The 16,086-nt window shown below is 66.9% G+C and carries 13 protein-coding genes and 1 pseudogene; 8 read left to right on the forward strand and 6 right to left on the reverse strand.

Features of this window, described 5'->3' with window-relative positions:
- The first annotated feature begins 3 nt into the window (after nt 1–3).
- The 4 genes and pseudogenes from NS4_RS33395 (at nt 4) to NS4_RS14805 (ending at nt 3,443) form a co-directional block, all read left to right on the forward strand.
- Nucleotides 4–2,337 (forward strand): Rv0361 family membrane protein, encoded by a 2,334-nt coding sequence (locus NS4_RS33395; protein WP_063060110.1) that lies wholly within the window; start codon nt 4–6, stop codon nt 2,335–2,337.
- 362 nt (nt 2,338–2,699) lie between these two features.
- The gene (locus tag NS4_RS14800; protein WP_157106053.1) at nt 2,700–2,939 is read left to right on the forward strand and encodes a hypothetical protein; all 240 of its coding nucleotides are present in this window, start codon (nt 2,700–2,702) and stop codon (nt 2,937–2,939) included.
- A gap of 3 nt (nt 2,940–2,942) precedes the next feature.
- Nucleotides 2,943–2,996 (forward strand): annotated as a pseudogene (locus NS4_RS33885) (excalibur calcium-binding domain-containing protein); the annotation flags it as partial.
- A gap of 162 nt (nt 2,997–3,158) precedes the next feature.
- The gene (locus tag NS4_RS14805) at nt 3,159–3,443 is read left to right on the forward strand and encodes a hypothetical protein (RefSeq protein ID WP_157106054.1); all 285 of its coding nucleotides are present in this window, start codon (nt 3,159–3,161) and stop codon (nt 3,441–3,443) included.
- A gap of 67 nt (nt 3,444–3,510) precedes the next feature.
- Here the strand turns inward: NS4_RS14805 and NS4_RS14810 are convergent, their stop codons facing one another.
- On the reverse strand, nt 3,511–3,720 hold the full coding sequence (locus NS4_RS14810) for a hypothetical protein (RefSeq protein WP_157106055.1): 210 nt from the start codon (nt 3,718–3,720) through the stop codon (nt 3,511–3,513).
- 61 nt (nt 3,721–3,781) lie between these two features.
- On the opposite strand from NS4_RS14810, the gene yczR reads away from it, so the two are divergent.
- Nucleotides 3,782–5,284, forward strand: a complete 1,503-nt coding sequence (gene yczR / locus NS4_RS14815; protein ID WP_063060114.1) for a MocR-like transcription factor YczR — start codon at nt 3,782–3,784, stop codon at nt 5,282–5,284.
- Between the two features lie 13 nt (nt 5,285–5,297).
- On the opposite strand, the gene NS4_RS14820 is transcribed toward yczR, so the two are convergent.
- On the reverse strand, nt 5,298–6,497 hold the full coding sequence (locus NS4_RS14820) for an acetate kinase (RefSeq protein WP_063060265.1): 1,200 nt from the start codon (nt 6,495–6,497) through the stop codon (nt 5,298–5,300).
- A gap of 32 nt (nt 6,498–6,529) precedes the next feature.
- Entirely contained in the window at nt 6,530–8,602 is a 2,073-nt protein-coding gene (pta, locus tag NS4_RS14825; protein WP_063060115.1) for a phosphate acetyltransferase, read from the reverse strand.
- A gap of 15 nt (nt 8,603–8,617) precedes the next feature.
- On the opposite strand from pta, the gene NS4_RS14830 reads away from it, so the two are divergent.
- A complete protein-coding gene (locus tag NS4_RS14830) occupies nt 8,618–9,676 on the forward strand; it encodes a DUF5005 domain-containing protein (RefSeq protein ID WP_063060116.1) in 1,059 nt (352 codons plus the stop codon).
- Nucleotides 9,658–10,116 (forward strand): DUF5005 domain-containing protein, encoded by a 459-nt coding sequence (locus NS4_RS14835; protein WP_501193449.1) that lies wholly within the window; start codon nt 9,658–9,660, stop codon nt 10,114–10,116. The genes NS4_RS14830 and NS4_RS14835 overlap by 19 nt, the downstream gene beginning before the upstream one ends.
- A gap of 92 nt (nt 10,117–10,208) precedes the next feature.
- On the opposite strand, the gene NS4_RS14840 is transcribed toward NS4_RS14835, so the two are convergent.
- The 3 genes from NS4_RS14840 to NS4_RS14850 are packed head-to-tail and all read right to left on the reverse strand — an operon-like array spanning nt 10,209 to nt 14,356.
- Nucleotides 10,209–11,771 carry an MDR family MFS transporter gene (locus NS4_RS14840; RefSeq protein WP_084487276.1) on the reverse strand — a complete coding sequence of 521 codons (1,563 nt, stop codon included), beginning with the start codon at nt 11,769–11,771 and terminating at the stop codon, nt 10,209–10,211.
- Nucleotides 11,772–11,810: 39 nt separating this feature from the next.
- Nucleotides 11,811–12,950 (reverse strand): FAD-dependent monooxygenase, encoded by a 1,140-nt coding sequence (locus NS4_RS14845; protein ID WP_063060118.1) that lies wholly within the window; start codon nt 12,948–12,950, stop codon nt 11,811–11,813.
- Nucleotides 12,947–14,356 carry an FAD-binding oxidoreductase gene (locus NS4_RS14850; protein ID WP_157106057.1) on the reverse strand — a complete coding sequence of 470 codons (1,410 nt, stop codon included), beginning with the start codon at nt 14,354–14,356 and terminating at the stop codon, nt 12,947–12,949. The genes NS4_RS14845 and NS4_RS14850 overlap by 4 nt, the downstream gene beginning before the upstream one ends.
- Before the next feature lie 698 nt (nt 14,357–15,054).
- On the opposite strand from NS4_RS14850, the gene NS4_RS14855 reads away from it, so the two are divergent.
- Entirely contained in the window at nt 15,055–15,690 is a 636-nt protein-coding gene (locus tag NS4_RS14855; RefSeq protein ID WP_084487278.1) for an MspA family porin, read from the forward strand.
- The last annotated feature ends 396 nt before the right edge of the window (nt 15,691–16,086 follow it).

The raw sequence follows: 16,086 nt of genomic DNA on the forward strand, positions 1-16,086 counted from the left end.
TAGGTGTCGCACCCGACCGACGACAAGGAACCGATCCGCTCCGAATCCGACTCCGGCGCAGAGGGCGGATCCCGCGCGGGTTCGTCCGCCGCGCAGAAGCCGCAGACGTCCGAAACCGGATCGCAACAGTCGCGGGCGGCGGATGTGGTGGCCTCGGCGACCGGCGGGGAAGCGACCGGAAGAGTGGGGGAGGCCGGCGAAGCAGGCCCTGACGAGGAGGGCGGTGCGCCGACCGGGACATTCGAACACGACTCGCGGGACTCGGGCGGAGAGTCGGCAGACGGTGATGCGCAGGCCGGGGATATGGCGTCGGGAGCGGCCATGGAGTCCGGCGGCCGGGCGGCGGAGCAGTCCGGCGGCCCGGAGAGCGTGGACGGTGGGCCCGCGGAAGCGACGGCTCGGGGTGCGGATGCCGGGACCGAGTCCGCGGTGCCGGTCGCGGAAAACGGGGCGGGGTCGGAGACAGCGTCGAGTGAGGGTGCCGGATCGGACGAGCCGGCAGCGGGCGCCGTGGATGGTTCGTCCGCCGAAGATCCCGGCGTGCGGGCGCCGTCGGCAGGCGCGGAAGCGGGAGCGGCAGCTGCCGACAGTCGGACCGACGGCGATGCCGGGCAGGTCGATCCCGGCTCTCCCGACCATGCGACCGCCGAGGTGCCCGCGGCGTCGGCCGAGGAGAACACAGAAGAGGTGCCGGGCGCGGCGGCAACGGCGTCCGACGAGCGTGGTGACCGGCCTGCCGGCAAGTCCGCCGATGCGGCCGGGCAGACCGCTGGTACACCGGCGGCGCAGGCCGGACCCGTTGAGGTGACCACCCCGCAAGCCGGTGGCGAGGAGCCGAGTTCGGACGGTACGGCAGCGTTTTCGGACACCGACGCCGAGCCCACCGAACCTGTCGCCGACGCGATGGAGGCGCCGGCCGCATCCGCCGCAGACGAGGAGGAAACTGCCGCCTCGCCCGGTGATACGGAGACACCTACCGCCGCAACTGCCGCGTCGGCCGGTACCGAGGAGGAGGTTGCCGCCGGGCCTGTCGGGTCGGCCGGTACCGAGGAAGAGGATGCCGCCGGACCTGTCGCGTCGTCCGGTACTGCCGAGGAGGCTGCCGACTCGACCGACAGGGCGGAGACGATCGCCGCGGCCGGCGCCGGAGAGGACGCGACCGCCGAGATCACCGCGCGCGGAGTCGAGCCGGATGCCGAGACGGTGGAGACCGCGAGCGAGGTGGCCGGAACCGGCGCGGCCGAGGACCCGACCGCCGCGGAACAAGCCCCGGCCGAATCCGGGGATACCGGTGCGGCCACCGAGAGCGACGACGCCGCGACCACCGACCCCACCGTCGAACTGGAGGCGCCGGCCGGCAACGAGGCGAAAACGGTGGTGATCCCGCGGCCGCCGCGGCCGGAAGAAGCACCGACCGAATCCATTTCGGTGCGCAAACCCGACCCGAACGCTACCGAGCGCATCGATATGACCCAGGTGCGCAGCCCCGGCCGTCCCGCAACGAAACAACCCGGCGGTCCGCAGGGTCCGGCCCGCACCGATCGGGTCGGGCCGGGTACGGCGGGACCACTGTCGAAACCGCCGAACACACCCCGTCCGCAGCCGGGCCCGAAGCGCCCCGGTGCGCAGGCGCCGAGCCGTCCGGACCAGTCCGCACCGCAGCGGCCGGGTGGGCCGGCCCCCGCACCGCAGGGTGCCGGCGGACCGCAGGGCGCCCCGCGTCCGGTCGGTGGTCCCGCGCGGCCGCCGGCCGGGGCGCAGCGTGCGGCCGGTGCGCCGTCACCGGCCGATATCAAACCGACTGTGGCCGAACACCGGGTCGCGCAGGTGCCGCAGTACGGTGCCTCCGGACAGATCGCAAAACCGCAGCGGGTGGAGCCGGCGGCCGCGCCGGCGGGGTCCGCGGGTAATCGGAAGTGGCTCATCGCCGCGGGGGCGGCCGTGGTGGTCGTGATCGCGGCGATCGCGATCGTGGCCGGCCTAGGCTCCGGTGACGATTCCCCGCAGGCCCGGATCCGTACGGCCATCGGCGATTACACCGGCGCGCTGGAAAGCGGCGATCTGGCCGGCCTGCGCGACAGCACCTGCGGTGGTCTGCACGATTACTACCAGGGGTTGTCGGAGGAGCAGTTCGCCGGTGTGCATCAGCAGGCCGTCGACGGGGGCAGTATTCCCGAGGTGACCGGCGTCGACGCCGTGCAGATCACCGATCGGACCGCGCTGGCCCAGGTGACCGTGCAGACCGAGGCGGATTCCGAGCAGACCACCCGGACCTTCGATCTGCAGGAGACCGACGACGGCTGGAAGGTCTGCGACCCGCCGGCCGGTACCCAGTAACCCGCTGCGCCACACGGCGATCGGGCACCCCGGCGGACCGTCGCCAGGGCGACCCGGTTCGTCACCGGCGCCGACCGCGGCCTCGGACGCGCCTTTACGAAGCCGTCCTCGCTTCCATCGGCCACGGTGGCGGTCGGCGCCACCCGGTACACCCGCACATGTGGCAGCTTTCGCGTTCGTAGCAGCGACCCGGGGTGGTGCGTGCTCTTCCGGCTCGGGCCGGTAACTTTCGCGTTCGCCCACTCACCGACCGGGGCGCTCGTCCCGGGTCGCCGTGCGAACGGGCAGGCGAAATATAGGTCTTCGCAATCGGCGGGCCGGCGCGAGGATGGTGGTGTCACCTCGCTGCAAGGACTTTCGTCATGAGAACTCGTAGAATGCCGGCCCGCCTCTTGATCGCCGGATGCGCGCTGTCGATGCTCGCCGCCGTCCCGGCCGCCGCCGATACCCCGCAGTCGTCGAACCGGAGCCAGGATTCCCATCCGCTGCCCGCCGACCGGGCCGGAGCCGAACCCGAACAGGACGGGCAGCCCTACTACATCGATTGCGCGCACGCCCGCCGGGAATCCGAAACCCCGTTGCTGGGTGGTCAGCCCGGCTAATCCTGGCAACTCGACGCCGACGGTGACGGTGTGGCCTGCGAGGTGGGGGAGGATTGAGCCGAAATCCGTCTTCCTGACGGCAGCACTGCGGTTTGCCCGCGGGTCTTCGGTCCTCGCCGCGCCGTCGCGGGATCGGTAGCGAAGTGCCCGGTACCCATCGGCCCGGGTATCGGTTACGCTGGCCGCTCGTCGAACACTCCGGGGTATGTGGAGGTGCGCATGGTTACGAAAGTCGCTGGTCGATGCGCCGCCGTGGCGGCACTGTGCGCCGGGACGCTGCTACTCGGGGCGTGCTCGGACAACGAGGGCGCCGCGGTCCCCGTGTCCCCGGCCGCCGCGTCGTCGCAGCCGGAGAGTCCCCAGGAACGCAACCTGCGGGTACGCGACGAACTGGTCCGGCTGGGTTGTGATACCAATTCCTGTATTCAGACCTATTTCGCCTGTGAGGACGGCCTGCTCTCCGGGCAGGCGTGCGAGTTCTACCGCGCGCATCCGCTGAATTGACAACCGGCCAGTCCAGTTGCGCAACTGGACTGGCCGATCCGCGTCGACTGCCTCGGTTCGCCCCGAGTCAGGCCGCGTCCCGTTCCCGGTAGGAGCGAGCTGCGTCCAGGTCTCGGTACATCCGCTCGAGGTCGTATCGGTCGGCTGCGTCCTCGGTAACAGAACCGAGTGGTCGGTAGTGTTCCAGTAGTTCGCCGATCCGGGATTCGTGCACGAGATAGTCGTATGCGATGAAGCCGAAGGTTCCCACTCCCACGAGTGCCACAAAGAGTGTCATGTGTTCAGCATCCGGCAACTGGACTTGCCGCGAAAGAGCCAATCGCTTAATACTGGACCCTATGGCGACAAGAGTGATCGGTGCAACAGGCCTGGCTCGCGATCTCGGGCACTGGCGTAGCGCCGAGGGGGCGACCGACGGCGGTGCCCGCAAATCGGCCCGGCCTGCCTACCTCGCGCTGGCCGAGGGGATCCGGTTGCTGATCCACGATGGGCGCGCTCCCCTCGGGATAGCCCTGCCCAGTGAACGCGATCTGGCCGCCACCCTCGGCGTCAGCCGTACCACGGTCACCTCCACCTACGCCCTGCTGCGCGAACACGGCTATCTCATCACCCGGCAGGGCTCGCGCAGCACCGTCGCCCTGCCGCCGGCCGTCGCGCACGACGGCACCCGGGCCGCCCGCGGCATCCTCGCCACCATGGCCACCGGCGCCGCGCCGGCCGTGGATCTGACCTACGCGGCGATGACCGCGCCGCCGGAGATGGAAGAGGCATACGCCCAAGCGCTACAGGGCATTCCGTCGTACCTGGGTACGCACGGCATGGATCCGGTGGGCATCCTGCCGTTGCGGGAAGCCCTGGCCCGCCGTTACACCGAACGCGGCCTGCCCACCATCGCCGACCAGATCCTGGTGACCCTCGGCGCCCAGCACGGACTCCGGCTGCTGCTGAATGTGCTGGCTCCGTCCGCGGGCCGGGTCCTCATCGACCACCCCACCTACCCCAACGCCATCGAAGCCATCCGGGATGTGGGCGCGCGCCCGGTTCCGGTGCCGCTGCGCCTGGAGGATCCGGCGGCCGCCTGGGACCTCGACGGACTGCGCAGCGCCGCCCGGCAGACCGCCGCCTCGCTGGCCTATCTCGTCCCCGACCACAACAATCCCACCGGGTTCCTCATGGACGACACGGCGCGGGCCGACCTGGCCGCCATCGCCCGGGACACCCGGATGACACTGATCATCGACGAGTCCATGGCCGATCTGTCCCTGGACGCGCAGACGCGGGTATCGCCGGTCGCCGCGTTCGCGAAGGGGTCGGAGGTCGTCACCATCGGCTCGGCCTCGAAGTCCTTCTGGGGCGGTCTGCGCGTGGGTTGGATCCGGACGTCGGAATCGCTGATCACCCGGCTGCTCGGCATCCGGGCGACCGTCGACCTGGGCACCCCGGTGATGGACCAGCTGGCCGCGGTCCATCTGCTGGAACACGCCGACCCCATCCTCGAGCGCCGGCGCGCGCAGTTGCGTAACCAGCGGGAAGCGTTGCTGGCCGCAATGGCCGAGGAACTGCCCGGCTGGTACGTGCTTCCCGGAGTCGGCGGTATGTCGGTGTGGGCGCAGCTGCCCACGCCGGTGTCGACGGCACTGGCCGCGACCGCTCCGAACCACGGGGTGCTGCTGGCGGCGGGCCCCCGATTCGGTGTCCAAGGGGCGTTCGAACGGTTCCTGCGCTTGCCCTACACCAGCCCCGAATCCGAGCTGCGGCGCGCGGTGACCTCGATCGCGACGGCCTACGCGACACTCGGGCCACAGGCCGGCGATTCGTTCCAGCCGCTCACCTGCTACTAGAAAGCCGGCGGGCTCAGATCTTCGCGGTCAGTGTGGCGGCGGCGCGGGCGATGGCGAGTTCCTCGTTCGTGGGCACGACCAGGACATCCACCTTCGCGTCCGGCGGGGAGATCCGCCGCGCGGTCCGTTCCGGTGCCGTATTGCGGCCGTGGTCCACCGCGATTCCGAACGCGGACAGGCCGGCCAGCGCGTCGGCGCGCACATCCGGGTTGTTCTCGCCGACCCCGGCCGTGAACGTGATCGCGTCGACCCCGCCGAGTTCGATCAGGTAGGCACCGAGGTAGTGCCGGAGGCGGTGTACGTAGACGTCGTAGGCCACTCGGGCCGCCTCGTCGCCTTCGCCGATGAGCCGCCGCAACTCCCGGAAATCGTTCACACCCGCCATACCCCGTAGGCCCGAACGACGGTTGAGCAGGCGGTCGACGCCGTTGACGTCCAGCTGGGCGGTGCGCATGAGATGCAGGATGATGCCGGGATCCAGGTCTCCGGGGCGGGTCCCCATCACCAGGCCCTCCAGCGGCGTCAGTCCCATGCTGGTGTCCACCGGGCGCCCGCCCCGCAGCGCCGACACCGACGCGCCGTTGCCGAGATGGAAAACGATCTGTTTCAGCGATTCGGCCGGCCGGCCCAGGAATTCGGCGACGCAACCCGATACGTACTCGTGCGAGGTGCCGTGGAAGCCGTAGCGGCGGACACCGTGTGCGGCCGCGACCTGCGCGTCGATCGCGTAGGTCTTGGCGGCGTCGGGCAACCCGTGGAAGAACGCGGTATCGAACACCGCGACCTGCGGAACCTCGGGCAGCAGGGTGCGCACCGCCTCGATCCCGCGCACGTTCGCCGGATTGTGCAGCGGTGCCAGTGCCGACAACTCGTCGATGGTGGCCAGCACCCGGTCGTCGACGAGTGTGGGCCGGTAGAACACTTCGCCGCCGTGGACTACCCGGTGCCCGACCGCGGTCACGCCCGCGCCGGTCAGATCGTGGCCCGTTTCGGCGAACTTCTCGAACGCGAGCCGCAACCCGGCCGTGTGGTCGGCAATGGCGACCCGGTCGGAAAGAGTCCGGCCGTCGGTGGTGTGTTCGATCGCGCCGCCGTCCTCACCGATCCGCTCCACCAGTCCGGCCGCCACCACGGTGCCCGACTCCGGCGCGAGCAGTTGATATTTGATCGAGGACGAACCGGAATTGACCACCAGCACCAGGTTGCCGCCCACCGTCGGCTCCTTCTCTCCGTACCGCGGCGCGTTCACTGCTGCTGCGCCTGAATAGCTGTGATGGCCACCGTGTTCACGATATCGGTGACCAGTGCGCCGCGGGACAGGTCGTTCACCGGTTTGCGCAATCCCTGCAGCACCGGGCCGATCGCGACCGCACCCGCGCTGCGCTGCACCGCCTTATAGGTGTTGTTGCCGGTATTGAGGTCGGGAAAGATGAAAACCGTGGCCCGGCCGGCCACCTCGGAGCCGGGGAGTTTGGCATCGGCGACGGTGGGTTCGATGGCCGCGTCGTACTGGATGGGGCCCTCGACGAGAAGTTCGGGCGCCCGCTCCCGGACCAGTCCCGTCGCCACCCGCACCTTGTCCACATCCGCGCCGCTACCGGATTCACCGGTCGAATAGGAGAGCATGGCCACCCGGGCGTCGATCCCGAACCTGGTCGCGGTCGCGGCCGAGGAGACGGCGATATCGGCGAGCTGTTCGGAGCTCGGATCGGGGACCACCGCGCAGTCACCGTAGGCCAGCACCCGGTCGGCCAGGCACATGAGGAACACACTCGACACCGTCGAGACACCGGGCACCGTTTTGATGATCTCGAACGAGGGCCGGATCGTATGCGCGGTGGTGTGCGCCGCCCCGGAGACCATGCCGTCGGCGATCCCCCGATGCACCATCATGGTGCCGAAATAGGAGATATCGGTGACGGTCTCCCGCGCCCGCTCCAGGGTCATGCCCTTGTGTTTGCGCAATTCGGTGTACTCGCGGGCGAAATCGTCGAGATGTTCGGAGCTCCGCGGGTCGAACACCCGCGCGTCGGCGATATCGACGCCCAGCTCCGCGGCCCGGGCCCGGATCGCCGTCTCGTCCCCCAGGATGATCAGATCCGCGATCTTGCGCTGCAGTACCCGGCCCGCCGCGCGTAGCACCCGGTCGTCGTCACCCTCGGGCAGCACGATCGTCTTGCGGTCGGCCCGGGCACGTTCGATGAGCTGGTATTCGAACATCTGCGGGGTCACCACGCTGGACAGCGGAACCTCCAGCCGGCGCAGGAAATCCGCGGCGTCCACATGGGTTTCCATGAGCGCCAGCGCTGTATCCACCTTGCGCGGGTTGTGCGCCGACATCCGGCCGCGGGTGCGATGGGCCACCCCGGCGGTCTCGTAGGTGCCCAGATCTGTGGTCAGGATGGGTAATCGCGGTTTGAGCCCGGTGATCAGCCGGGCGATCGCCGGGTGCGGGAGCAGTCCGCCGTTCATGATGATCCCGGCCAGCGAGGGGAAACTCTCGGCCTCGTGCGCGTTGACCACACTGAGCAGCACATCGGAGCGATCGCCGGGAGCGATCACCACCGCACCGTCGGAGAGACGCTCCAGAATGTGTTCCGCGGTCATCCCGCCGACCATCACCCCCAGCGCCTCGCGATCCAGCAGTTCCGGATCGCCGCTGTACAGCTCGCCGCCCAGCGCCTCGCGCAATTCGGCCATGGTGGGCGAGATCAGCAGCGGCACCTCCGGCAGAGTCCAGGACGGCACGCCGAAGGGCGCCAGAGCCTCCCGGACCGCCTCGAGCTCGCCGGGTGCGCAGCGGTTGGCGATAACTGCCAGCAGCTGCGCGTGCTCGGACTTCAGCTCGGCGGTGCACAGCTCCACCAGCTGCTCGACCTCCTCGGCCGACCGCCGCGCCCCACGCACCACCAGCAGCACCGGCGCCCCCAGATTCACCGCGATCCGGGCATTGAACCGCAGCTCGCTCGGACCGGCCACATCGGTGTAGTCGCTGCCCACGATGACCACGGCATCGCAGACCGCGGCCACCTCGTGATATCGCATGACGATCTCGGAGATAGCGGCATCCGGGTCGGCGTGCACCTGCTCATAGCCGACCCCCACCGCCTGCTCGTACTCGATATCGGCGGTGCTGTGCTCGAGCAGCAGCTCGAGAATGTAATCCGGTTCGGTGGCCGAACGGGTGATCGGCCGGAACACCCCCACCCGCGCGGTGGTCGCGCACAGCATCTGCAGCACGCCGAGCGCCACGGTCGACTTACCGGTATCGCCCTCCGGCGATGCGATGTACACACTGGACGCAGCAACCTCGGCCATACGGAGAGCCTAGCTGTGTTCACCGGCGTGTTTGTGGTGCGCGGCGTCGAGGGTCGAGTGGTGCGTACCCAGCCTCCGGTCGGCCTCGCGGGATACGACGCATCCGCGACGGGCCCGCAGTACCTGGAGTTTGTGCGAGTCCGGTGCGCGAAGATAGCGCCGGATTCGGTATCGGGCGATTCCCGGATGTTTCGAAAATTCTCGTGCGAAAATCGTTCGGTGTCATCCTGGGACAGGCTGTGGCAGAACGTAATCGAAAGAGCCGTACCGCCGATCCAGGACCTGGCCGCCGTCTTCAAGACGGAGTACGGAAAGACTTCGCATACGCTCCGGGGCGGCGCCGGTGTCATGGAGGACGCGGCCCAGCGGTCCGAGCGCTCCATAACAGGTCTCGGGAACGATTCGCCGGCTGCTTCGAATCTGCGAGTTCTGTCCAGTACCCCGCACTACGATCTGAACACACTGCTCTCCAGGTATGCCTATACCGACGACAACGGTTGGACCGGGGCAGACAGCACATATGTGCGACGGCTACCGGATGGTCGCCATGTCTTTATGTTCTCCGACACATTCCTCGGCCGTGTCGACGAGTTCGGCGCGCGTTCGCGGGATACACCGTTCGTGAGCAACAGCTTCGTCCTCGTGGAACGGGACGGCAGTATGCGTACCGTGCTCGGCTCCGCGCCGGACGGTGGTGTTCGAGCGGTGTTTCCGCCGCGTGGCGAACAGTTCCATTGGCTCGGCGGATCGCACGTGACCAGTAGAAATACGCTGGATACGATGTTCTTGGGATTCACCGGCGATTCCCGTGTGGTGGATCGTGGCGGGGATTTCGACGCCGAGCGTCTCCGGATGGCCTTGATTCCGGGTGGGCAAGGGGAACTGGATTTCCAAGAGAATCTGCTGGTCAGATTCGACGCTCACGACCTCCGGCAGTTGGACGTGACGGCGATGCCCTCCGAATCGGGGGTGCACTGGGCATCGTGGGTCGAATTCGACCAGCACACGAATAAAACCTACGTGTACGGAGTCGACGACCGTGGGCCGAGAAATTCATGCACATCGCAAGGGTGAACGGAGATGATCTGCGGACGCGGTGGGAATTCTCCGACGGTACCGGGGGATGGTCTCCTCATGAGACCGACTCGGCGCCGGTGATGTCGGGCGTAGCCAACGAGTACAGCGTTTCGCGATTCGACGGCGACAGATTTCTGCTCGTCACCCAGGACACCAACGCTCCATACAGTCCGGACATCCTCGGATATCTGTCGGATTCGCCCGCTGGTCCGTTCGATTCACCCACGTTGCTGTATCGGGCCACGGAATCCGGCCCGCTCGGTTTCTTCGGCGACCCCGAAGCGGTGGTCTACAACGCTCATGAACAGCCCGACCTACGACGAGGCAACGAGCTGACCATCACCTACAACCTGAACGGGAGCGTCGAAGGCGTTCTGGAGAACACTGCCAAATACCGGCCGCAGGCGGTCAAGGTCAGAATCGACACTTCGGGGTAACCCTCGCGCGAGACGCTGGCTGTGCTGTCATCAGTAGCAGCGCCGAGCCGACGACCGGCAGCCACAACGCCGGCCGCGACGGGCTTCTGCACCTATCGACCCCGAACCCACCTGCTGCTGCGCCACAGCCCCGATACCAGTCGTGGACCACTCCACCCTGTGCTGGATATCGGGTCCGGCTCGGCGAGGGGCCGTCCTACATCTGCTTTCGCCGACTCCCCCGCGAGGGCCGGGCGGGTATGCCGGGTGAACAATGCCGCAGTGGCCGTGCCGACAACCAGGACTGCGACGGGCAGAAAGGTGGACTCGCGGAGCGCCGAACCGAGCGCATGCCGCACCGAGTCCTGGATCGGGGCGGTGTCGAGCCGCTCGGCCACCGGCACGTCGCCGATGCCATGGGCACTCATCCGAGCGGCGACCAATGCGCTGATGGCGGCGCTACCCAGGACACCGCCGAGTTGCCGGGTGGTGTTGTAGATACCCGCGCCCGCGCCCGCCTGCTGGGTGGGCAGGTTGTGGGTGGCATTGGTCGCCAGCGGAGCCCAGATACAGGAGTTGGACACGCCGGCCACTGCCGAGGCGATCAGGAGAGCGGCTGTCGAGGCCTGCGGATTCTGCATCAGCAGCGCGAACCATGTCACCGACAGCGCGAAGAGGCCGAAGCCGAACGTGGGAACGATGCGGGGATGCAGCCGGTCGGCGAGCCGGCCGATGAGCGGTGCACTGATCGCGGTGACGATCGCCATAGGAGCGATCGCCAGGGCGGAGTCGGTGGGCGACATCTCCCACACCGACTGTAGACAGAAGTAGATCGACACAAGGAATGCGGTGGTCGCAGCATTCATGGCTGCGATGGCCACAGTGGACAGGGCGAAATTGCGATCGCGGAACAAACCCAGTGGGAGCAGCGGCTGGTCGACGCCACGGGCCTCGACCATGATGAACGCCACGAGCAGCAGTACACCTGCGCCGATCAAAAGCCGAATCCACTCCGACCAGTCCTGGTGATAGCCCTCCTGGATTCCGAAAATCAGGGCGAACATGCCGATAGAGCTCAGAACCGCACCGGGGATGTCGAAGGTACGCGATCTGGTGGGCAGGGCCGGAACCAGTCGCGCTGCCAGTGCCAGCGCCGCGATACCGACCGGGACATTGACGAAGAAGATCCATTCCCAGCCCGGGCCGTCCACGAGCACGCCGCCCAGCAGTGGGCCGATCAGCGTGGCCAGGCCCGCGCACCCTCCCCACACGCCCATGGCCGCCCCACGGCGCTCGGGCGGGAACATGCGGGTGATCACCACCATCGTTTGCGGCATCAGCAGTGCCGCCCCCAATCCTTGAACGGAGCGGGCCGCGATGAGCATTCCGATGGTCCCGGCCAGCCCGCACCACAGCGAGGCGGCGGTGAACACCGTCAGGCCGAGCAGGTAGATATTCTTGGGCCCGAAACGGTCACCGAGCCGTCCGGTGATCAGCTGCGGCGCGGAATAGGTCAGTAGGTAGGCACTGGTCACCCACAGCATGTCCGGGATATCCGCGTCCAGGCTGCGCATGATGGCCGGATTGGCGACCGCGACGATCGTCATGTCCACCAGAACCATGAAGAAGCCGACAACCAGCGCTGAATGCGCGAACCAGGGGTTGTGTCCGGTCATCGGACGTTCCTTCTCCCACAGGTATCGGGCTCCATGGCATCAACGGTCACCACCATGGAGGGCGGGGTGGTGCGCCCGGAGGTAGGCGTCACGATCGCAATAGGAGCCGGCGAGGGCATCGCCATAAGCGATCAGCTCGGAGTGCGTTGCACTCCGAGGCTGGTAGCGCTGCCGGATCAACTGCTCCGAGCTGTAGCCATCGCACGACTCGGTGAGGATCTCGGCCAGCACCGTCGCGTCTTCCATGGTGTAGCTCATGCCCTGGCCGGTCATCGGATGTGGCGAGAACGCGGCGCTACCGAGCAGGATCACGTTGCCGCGGTGATAGGGCGTGCTGTGATAGACGGATACCGGTACGCGGGAAAACTGACGCGGATCGAGCTGAGCGAGCACGTCCTGGCTGTGCGTGACGAAGCAGGCCAGTTGCGTGTTCAGGTCGGTCCCGTATTCGTGGAATACCGGCACATCCAGAACCGCCGGGAGGCCGACGAAAACCCTGGCCAGTTCGGTGTCCACCGGATAGAAGTAGGCGAACCAGCCGCTGGAATCGAAATAGAGCCGGTTACGGGCGAGGACACTGGGCGTGACCGGGACAGTTGCCATCCGTAGGACGTGATCGTGCCGGCTCATATGGCGGGTCGCGGCGACGAAGTCGCTGAGGGGCGAGGGTGATCCGCCGGAATCGACGAACATATGTGCCCGCACCGACGTACCGTCATCCAGCGTTGCCCCGGTGACCCGAGAATCTGCGGTGTGAATATCGACCAGCCGCCTGCCGAAACGGATATCGATATTCGACAGCTCGCCGCATGCCGAGTGAATCGTACCCAGCGTCTCGGCGTACGGCGCGGTCAGAAAGTAGCCGGTATCGGTGTGCTCGGCGAAATTGTAGGAGAGAAGCAAAGATCCATCGTGGTAGAAGTCGATGACATCGCGCTTCAACGCGTCCCGGAGCATCAATTGATCGAGCAGGCCGTGTTCGTCGAGAATCCGAATGCCACGCGGCTTGAGTATATCGGCACCACGTCGGGGCATCCCGGCACCGGGTTCGATCACCAGCACGCGACGACCGCTGCGGCCCAGCAGCAAAGCCAGGAGCGCACCGCCGACTCCGGCGCCGAGGACAACGCAATCCAGCACCGGGGTCGTGGGGGATGTCGAGGTCCGGGCCGTACTCATCGATCCGACACCAGGAATCGCCCGGGGGCGATGATCGCGGCGGGGTCGTACAGTCGTTTGAGCATGCGTAAGGGCTCGTCGTCGTAGTCTGCCGAACGATCCGGTAGCTCCCACGGCTCGTGATCGATATCGGAGCGGTACGGCAGGAATCCCGCGCGCAAGAACGAGCGACGCGCCGCCCGGCGCAGTTCGTGTGCCCGCTCGATACCACTCGGATCCCGCAAAAAAGGGATTTGGGTAACCATATTGGTGGAGTGCTGCGAAACCACGTTGAACTCGAGCATGCCCGCTGTGCCGTACCGCTCGGCCTCGATCTCGAACAGTTCGATCGCCTTACCCAGGTCGGTCCCGCGGAACGGCACCACGGGCAGAAACATCAACCGGCCGATCCGGGATCGGTCTACCTGTGAACAGGAACTGACGCCCAGCCCGTCCAGGACGTTCTTACAGGACGGAATGCCGCGCGCGAACAGAGTTCGGGTATAGAGCGGGTCGTCTGTGGCCGTCTCCGCGGTATCCAGCGACCGATAGGACAGCAGGCCGTGGACGCGGGAGAAGGTTTCGCGGATGATCGTCTCGGCGTGCTCGACGGCCGCTCGAGAGCCGAGCAGGGGTACCTGGACGGTCACAGCATCTACGTCGGCGGTAACAGGGATCGCGGCGCGGCCGGCTTCGGGTACCACGAAGAGGTCCTTCAAACGCAGCATTCCGTCGCTCGCGTTGCGCGATCGGCCGACGCGGATCATCGCATCCACCACCTCGAGGAGGGAGGACTTGGTGAAGGTGGCGTGCACCAAGAGGGTTGTCTGCGGGCGCGGTATGAGGCTGATCGCCATGGCGGTGATCACACCGAGGTTGCTTTGTACGAAGGCCCGGGTCAGATCGGGACCCGCCACAGCTCCCGGGCGTCGACCGTTGCGGTCCAGGCCACCGGTGGTCATCACCCGGCCGGTACCGAGCACTACTTCGAGTCCGAGGAGATCGTCGATCCGGGGCCGGATCGTACCGTCGCCGCGCTCGAGCGTATTTCCGACGATGCTCGCATCGGCGCAGCCCGCGGTCACGTTCAGCATCCATGGTGTGCCGTCGAGAAGTTGAGTGAGTTGTCGCTGGGTCACACCTGGTTCGACAACGGCGTAGCCGAGATCCAGATCCAGTGTCCGGACTGCGGTCATCCGGCCGGCGTCCAGGACCGAACAGTCGTCGTATACCGGCGACCGCGACCCCATGCCCCAGTTACGGCCCGTGCTCAGCGGGAATACCGGGATACCCGTCCGCGCCGCCGAGACGACTGTCTGCCGAACCTCCTCGGTGGACTCCGGGTAACAGGTCCCCAGGATCTGTCGCGGGTGGTGTTCACCGAGATCGGCCGAATGCCGGCCCTGGGTATGCTGCGCACCGGTCATCGCTGCGACACCTGTGACAGCCGCGATCTTTCGCTCCACACGCGCGATTGTGGATTCCGCCGGTCATCCATAACGGCATCGGCGATGCCGGGGTCGTGAGGGAACACTTCTCACCTACGTTCTGATATCGAATTCGGTAATGCCGAATGGGCTCGAGGCCAAGTGTGTCCACTGCCTGGAGGGATCGACAGTAGGGAATTCCCTACAATCAACCGCTGGGCATACGAACCGGCAGATTTCCGAAGAGCTGTGCGTGAACGAAGCACGACGCAAGCCCATCGCACCCGCTGGTCCACCGAACTCGGCGTCTCTGCACGGACCGAACCGGCCGCACTCCGCCGGAACCGAACGCATCGGACCACCGGCGAATGCGCCACAACTGTCCAGCCGGACGGATTGCGACAGGGCACTCCGCCCCAACTCGATCGAGTACGTTATCCGATGTAGGGGATTCCCTACTGTCCGACCCGGGTTACCGGAAATAACCTGATCGGTGGCGCCGTCGGTGAGTTTATCCGTGACTTTCCGGTGGAACCGCAAACGACTCCGATCGAAGGATCCCCGTGAACGGCGACAGTTTCACCGATTTCGCCCACCGCGATCGAGCACTGCGCACACAGAACTGGTGCTTCATGCGCAGACCAGGGTGGCGTTCTTTGCGGAAAGCACACAAACTCAACGCCCGGAGGACGCCGATAATGCGTTCGCTTACAGTTTCGATCAGTTCGGCGACCGCCGCCTTTCTGAGTGTGTGCCTTGCTGGTATCGCCTACGCAGTACCGATACCGGATACGTCACGAGAGACCACAACGGAAGACGGCTGGCACCTACGGGTGGCCATGACCGAGGCAAATCTCGACCGAGTTCCGAACTTGGCGGCGACGCCGTTCACTCGAGAGGGTTTTGTGAGCCTCACCGCGATCGCCGATATCTCCGGGTCCGGGCGGCAGGCGGTCAGCTCGGGCAGCCTGACCCTCGGATACCAGGTGGGCTGTCAGATCGATGTGTCGAACGGAATGTCCGTCGGCATATCGGCGTTGGTCGGCCCGAATATCGGGGTTACGGTGGCGCCGGCCCCGGGGATCAATATCGGCGGTAGCGCGCTGATGATGCCCTCGATCTCGGTGAACCCGAAACCGGGAACGATCACCAGCCTGCCCTTCGGGACGAAACCGCTGACCGGAGCTCATGGCTCCATCGACGTCGAACAGGTACAAATCAAGGTGGATGCCTGTGCGGGGCCGGTCAGTGTGCGCTCGTACGCGATTGCGGCGATATCCACGGCCACGGCGGACAATTCGATCGCGGCCTACGGCGAACCGGCCTGGCTGTGATGACAATGCACCGTGCGGTCACAATGTTGTTAGCGGCCGCTGCGATGTGGACAGGTGCCGGCATCGTGGCGCACGCGGACCCGGTCGTCGCGGCGCCTGGCGCGCCATGCGTCACAGGGCCGAATACCGGTACCGGGCTGCCGTGCGTGATCTCACGGTCCGACCCGCCCAAGCGTCCGGACCAGGGCAGCGCCACCCTTTCGTCTGGACCTGGCACGACAACGTTGGCGCAGGCCGCGCAACGCGCCACCAATAACAGGCCGCCGCCCTCGGCCTGCCCACCCAGGCCGGCGGCATCAGCGTTGATTCCACCGCCGACGGGCCACGGCACCGAACATCCCATTGTGGGAATATCGTGAGATCTCGGAATCCTTCCTGTTCCGGGACAACATACTT

The organism is Nocardia sienata NBRC 100364, from assembly GCF_001613205.1.
GTDB classification, from domain to species: Bacteria; Actinomycetota; Actinomycetes; order Mycobacteriales; family Mycobacteriaceae; genus Nocardia; species Nocardia sienata.

Coding starts and splice junctions, on each gene's coding strand:
- NS4_RS14800 (WP_157106053.1), top strand. CDS start 2,700: ATGAGAACTCGTAGAATGCCGGCCCGCCTCTTGATCGCCGGATGCGCG.
- NS4_RS14805 (WP_157106054.1), top strand. CDS start 3,159: ATGGTTACGAAAGTCGCTGGTCGATGCGCCGCCGTGGCGGCACTGTGC.
- NS4_RS14810 (WP_157106055.1), bottom strand. CDS start 3,720: ATGACACTCTTTGTGGCACTCGTGGGAGTGGGAACCTTCGGCTTCATC.
- yczR (WP_063060114.1), top strand. CDS start 3,782: ATGGCGACAAGAGTGATCGGTGCAACAGGCCTGGCTCGCGATCTCGGG.
- pta (WP_063060115.1), bottom strand. CDS start 8,602: ATGGCCGAGGTTGCTGCGTCCAGTGTGTACATCGCATCGCCGGAGGGC.
- NS4_RS14835 (WP_501193449.1), top strand. CDS start 9,658: ATGCACATCGCAAGGGTGAACGGAGATGATCTGCGGACGCGGTGGGAA.
- NS4_RS14840 (WP_084487276.1), bottom strand. CDS start 11,771: ATGACCGGACACAACCCCTGGTTCGCGCATTCAGCGCTGGTTGTCGGC.
- NS4_RS14845 (WP_063060118.1), bottom strand. CDS start 12,950: ATGAGTACGGCCCGGACCTCGACATCCCCCACGACCCCGGTGCTGGAT.
- NS4_RS14850 (WP_157106057.1), bottom strand. CDS start 14,356: ATGACCGGTGCGCAGCATACCCAGGGCCGGCATTCGGCCGATCTCGGT.
- NS4_RS14855 (WP_084487278.1), top strand. CDS start 15,055: ATGCGTTCGCTTACAGTTTCGATCAGTTCGGCGACCGCCGCCTTTCTG.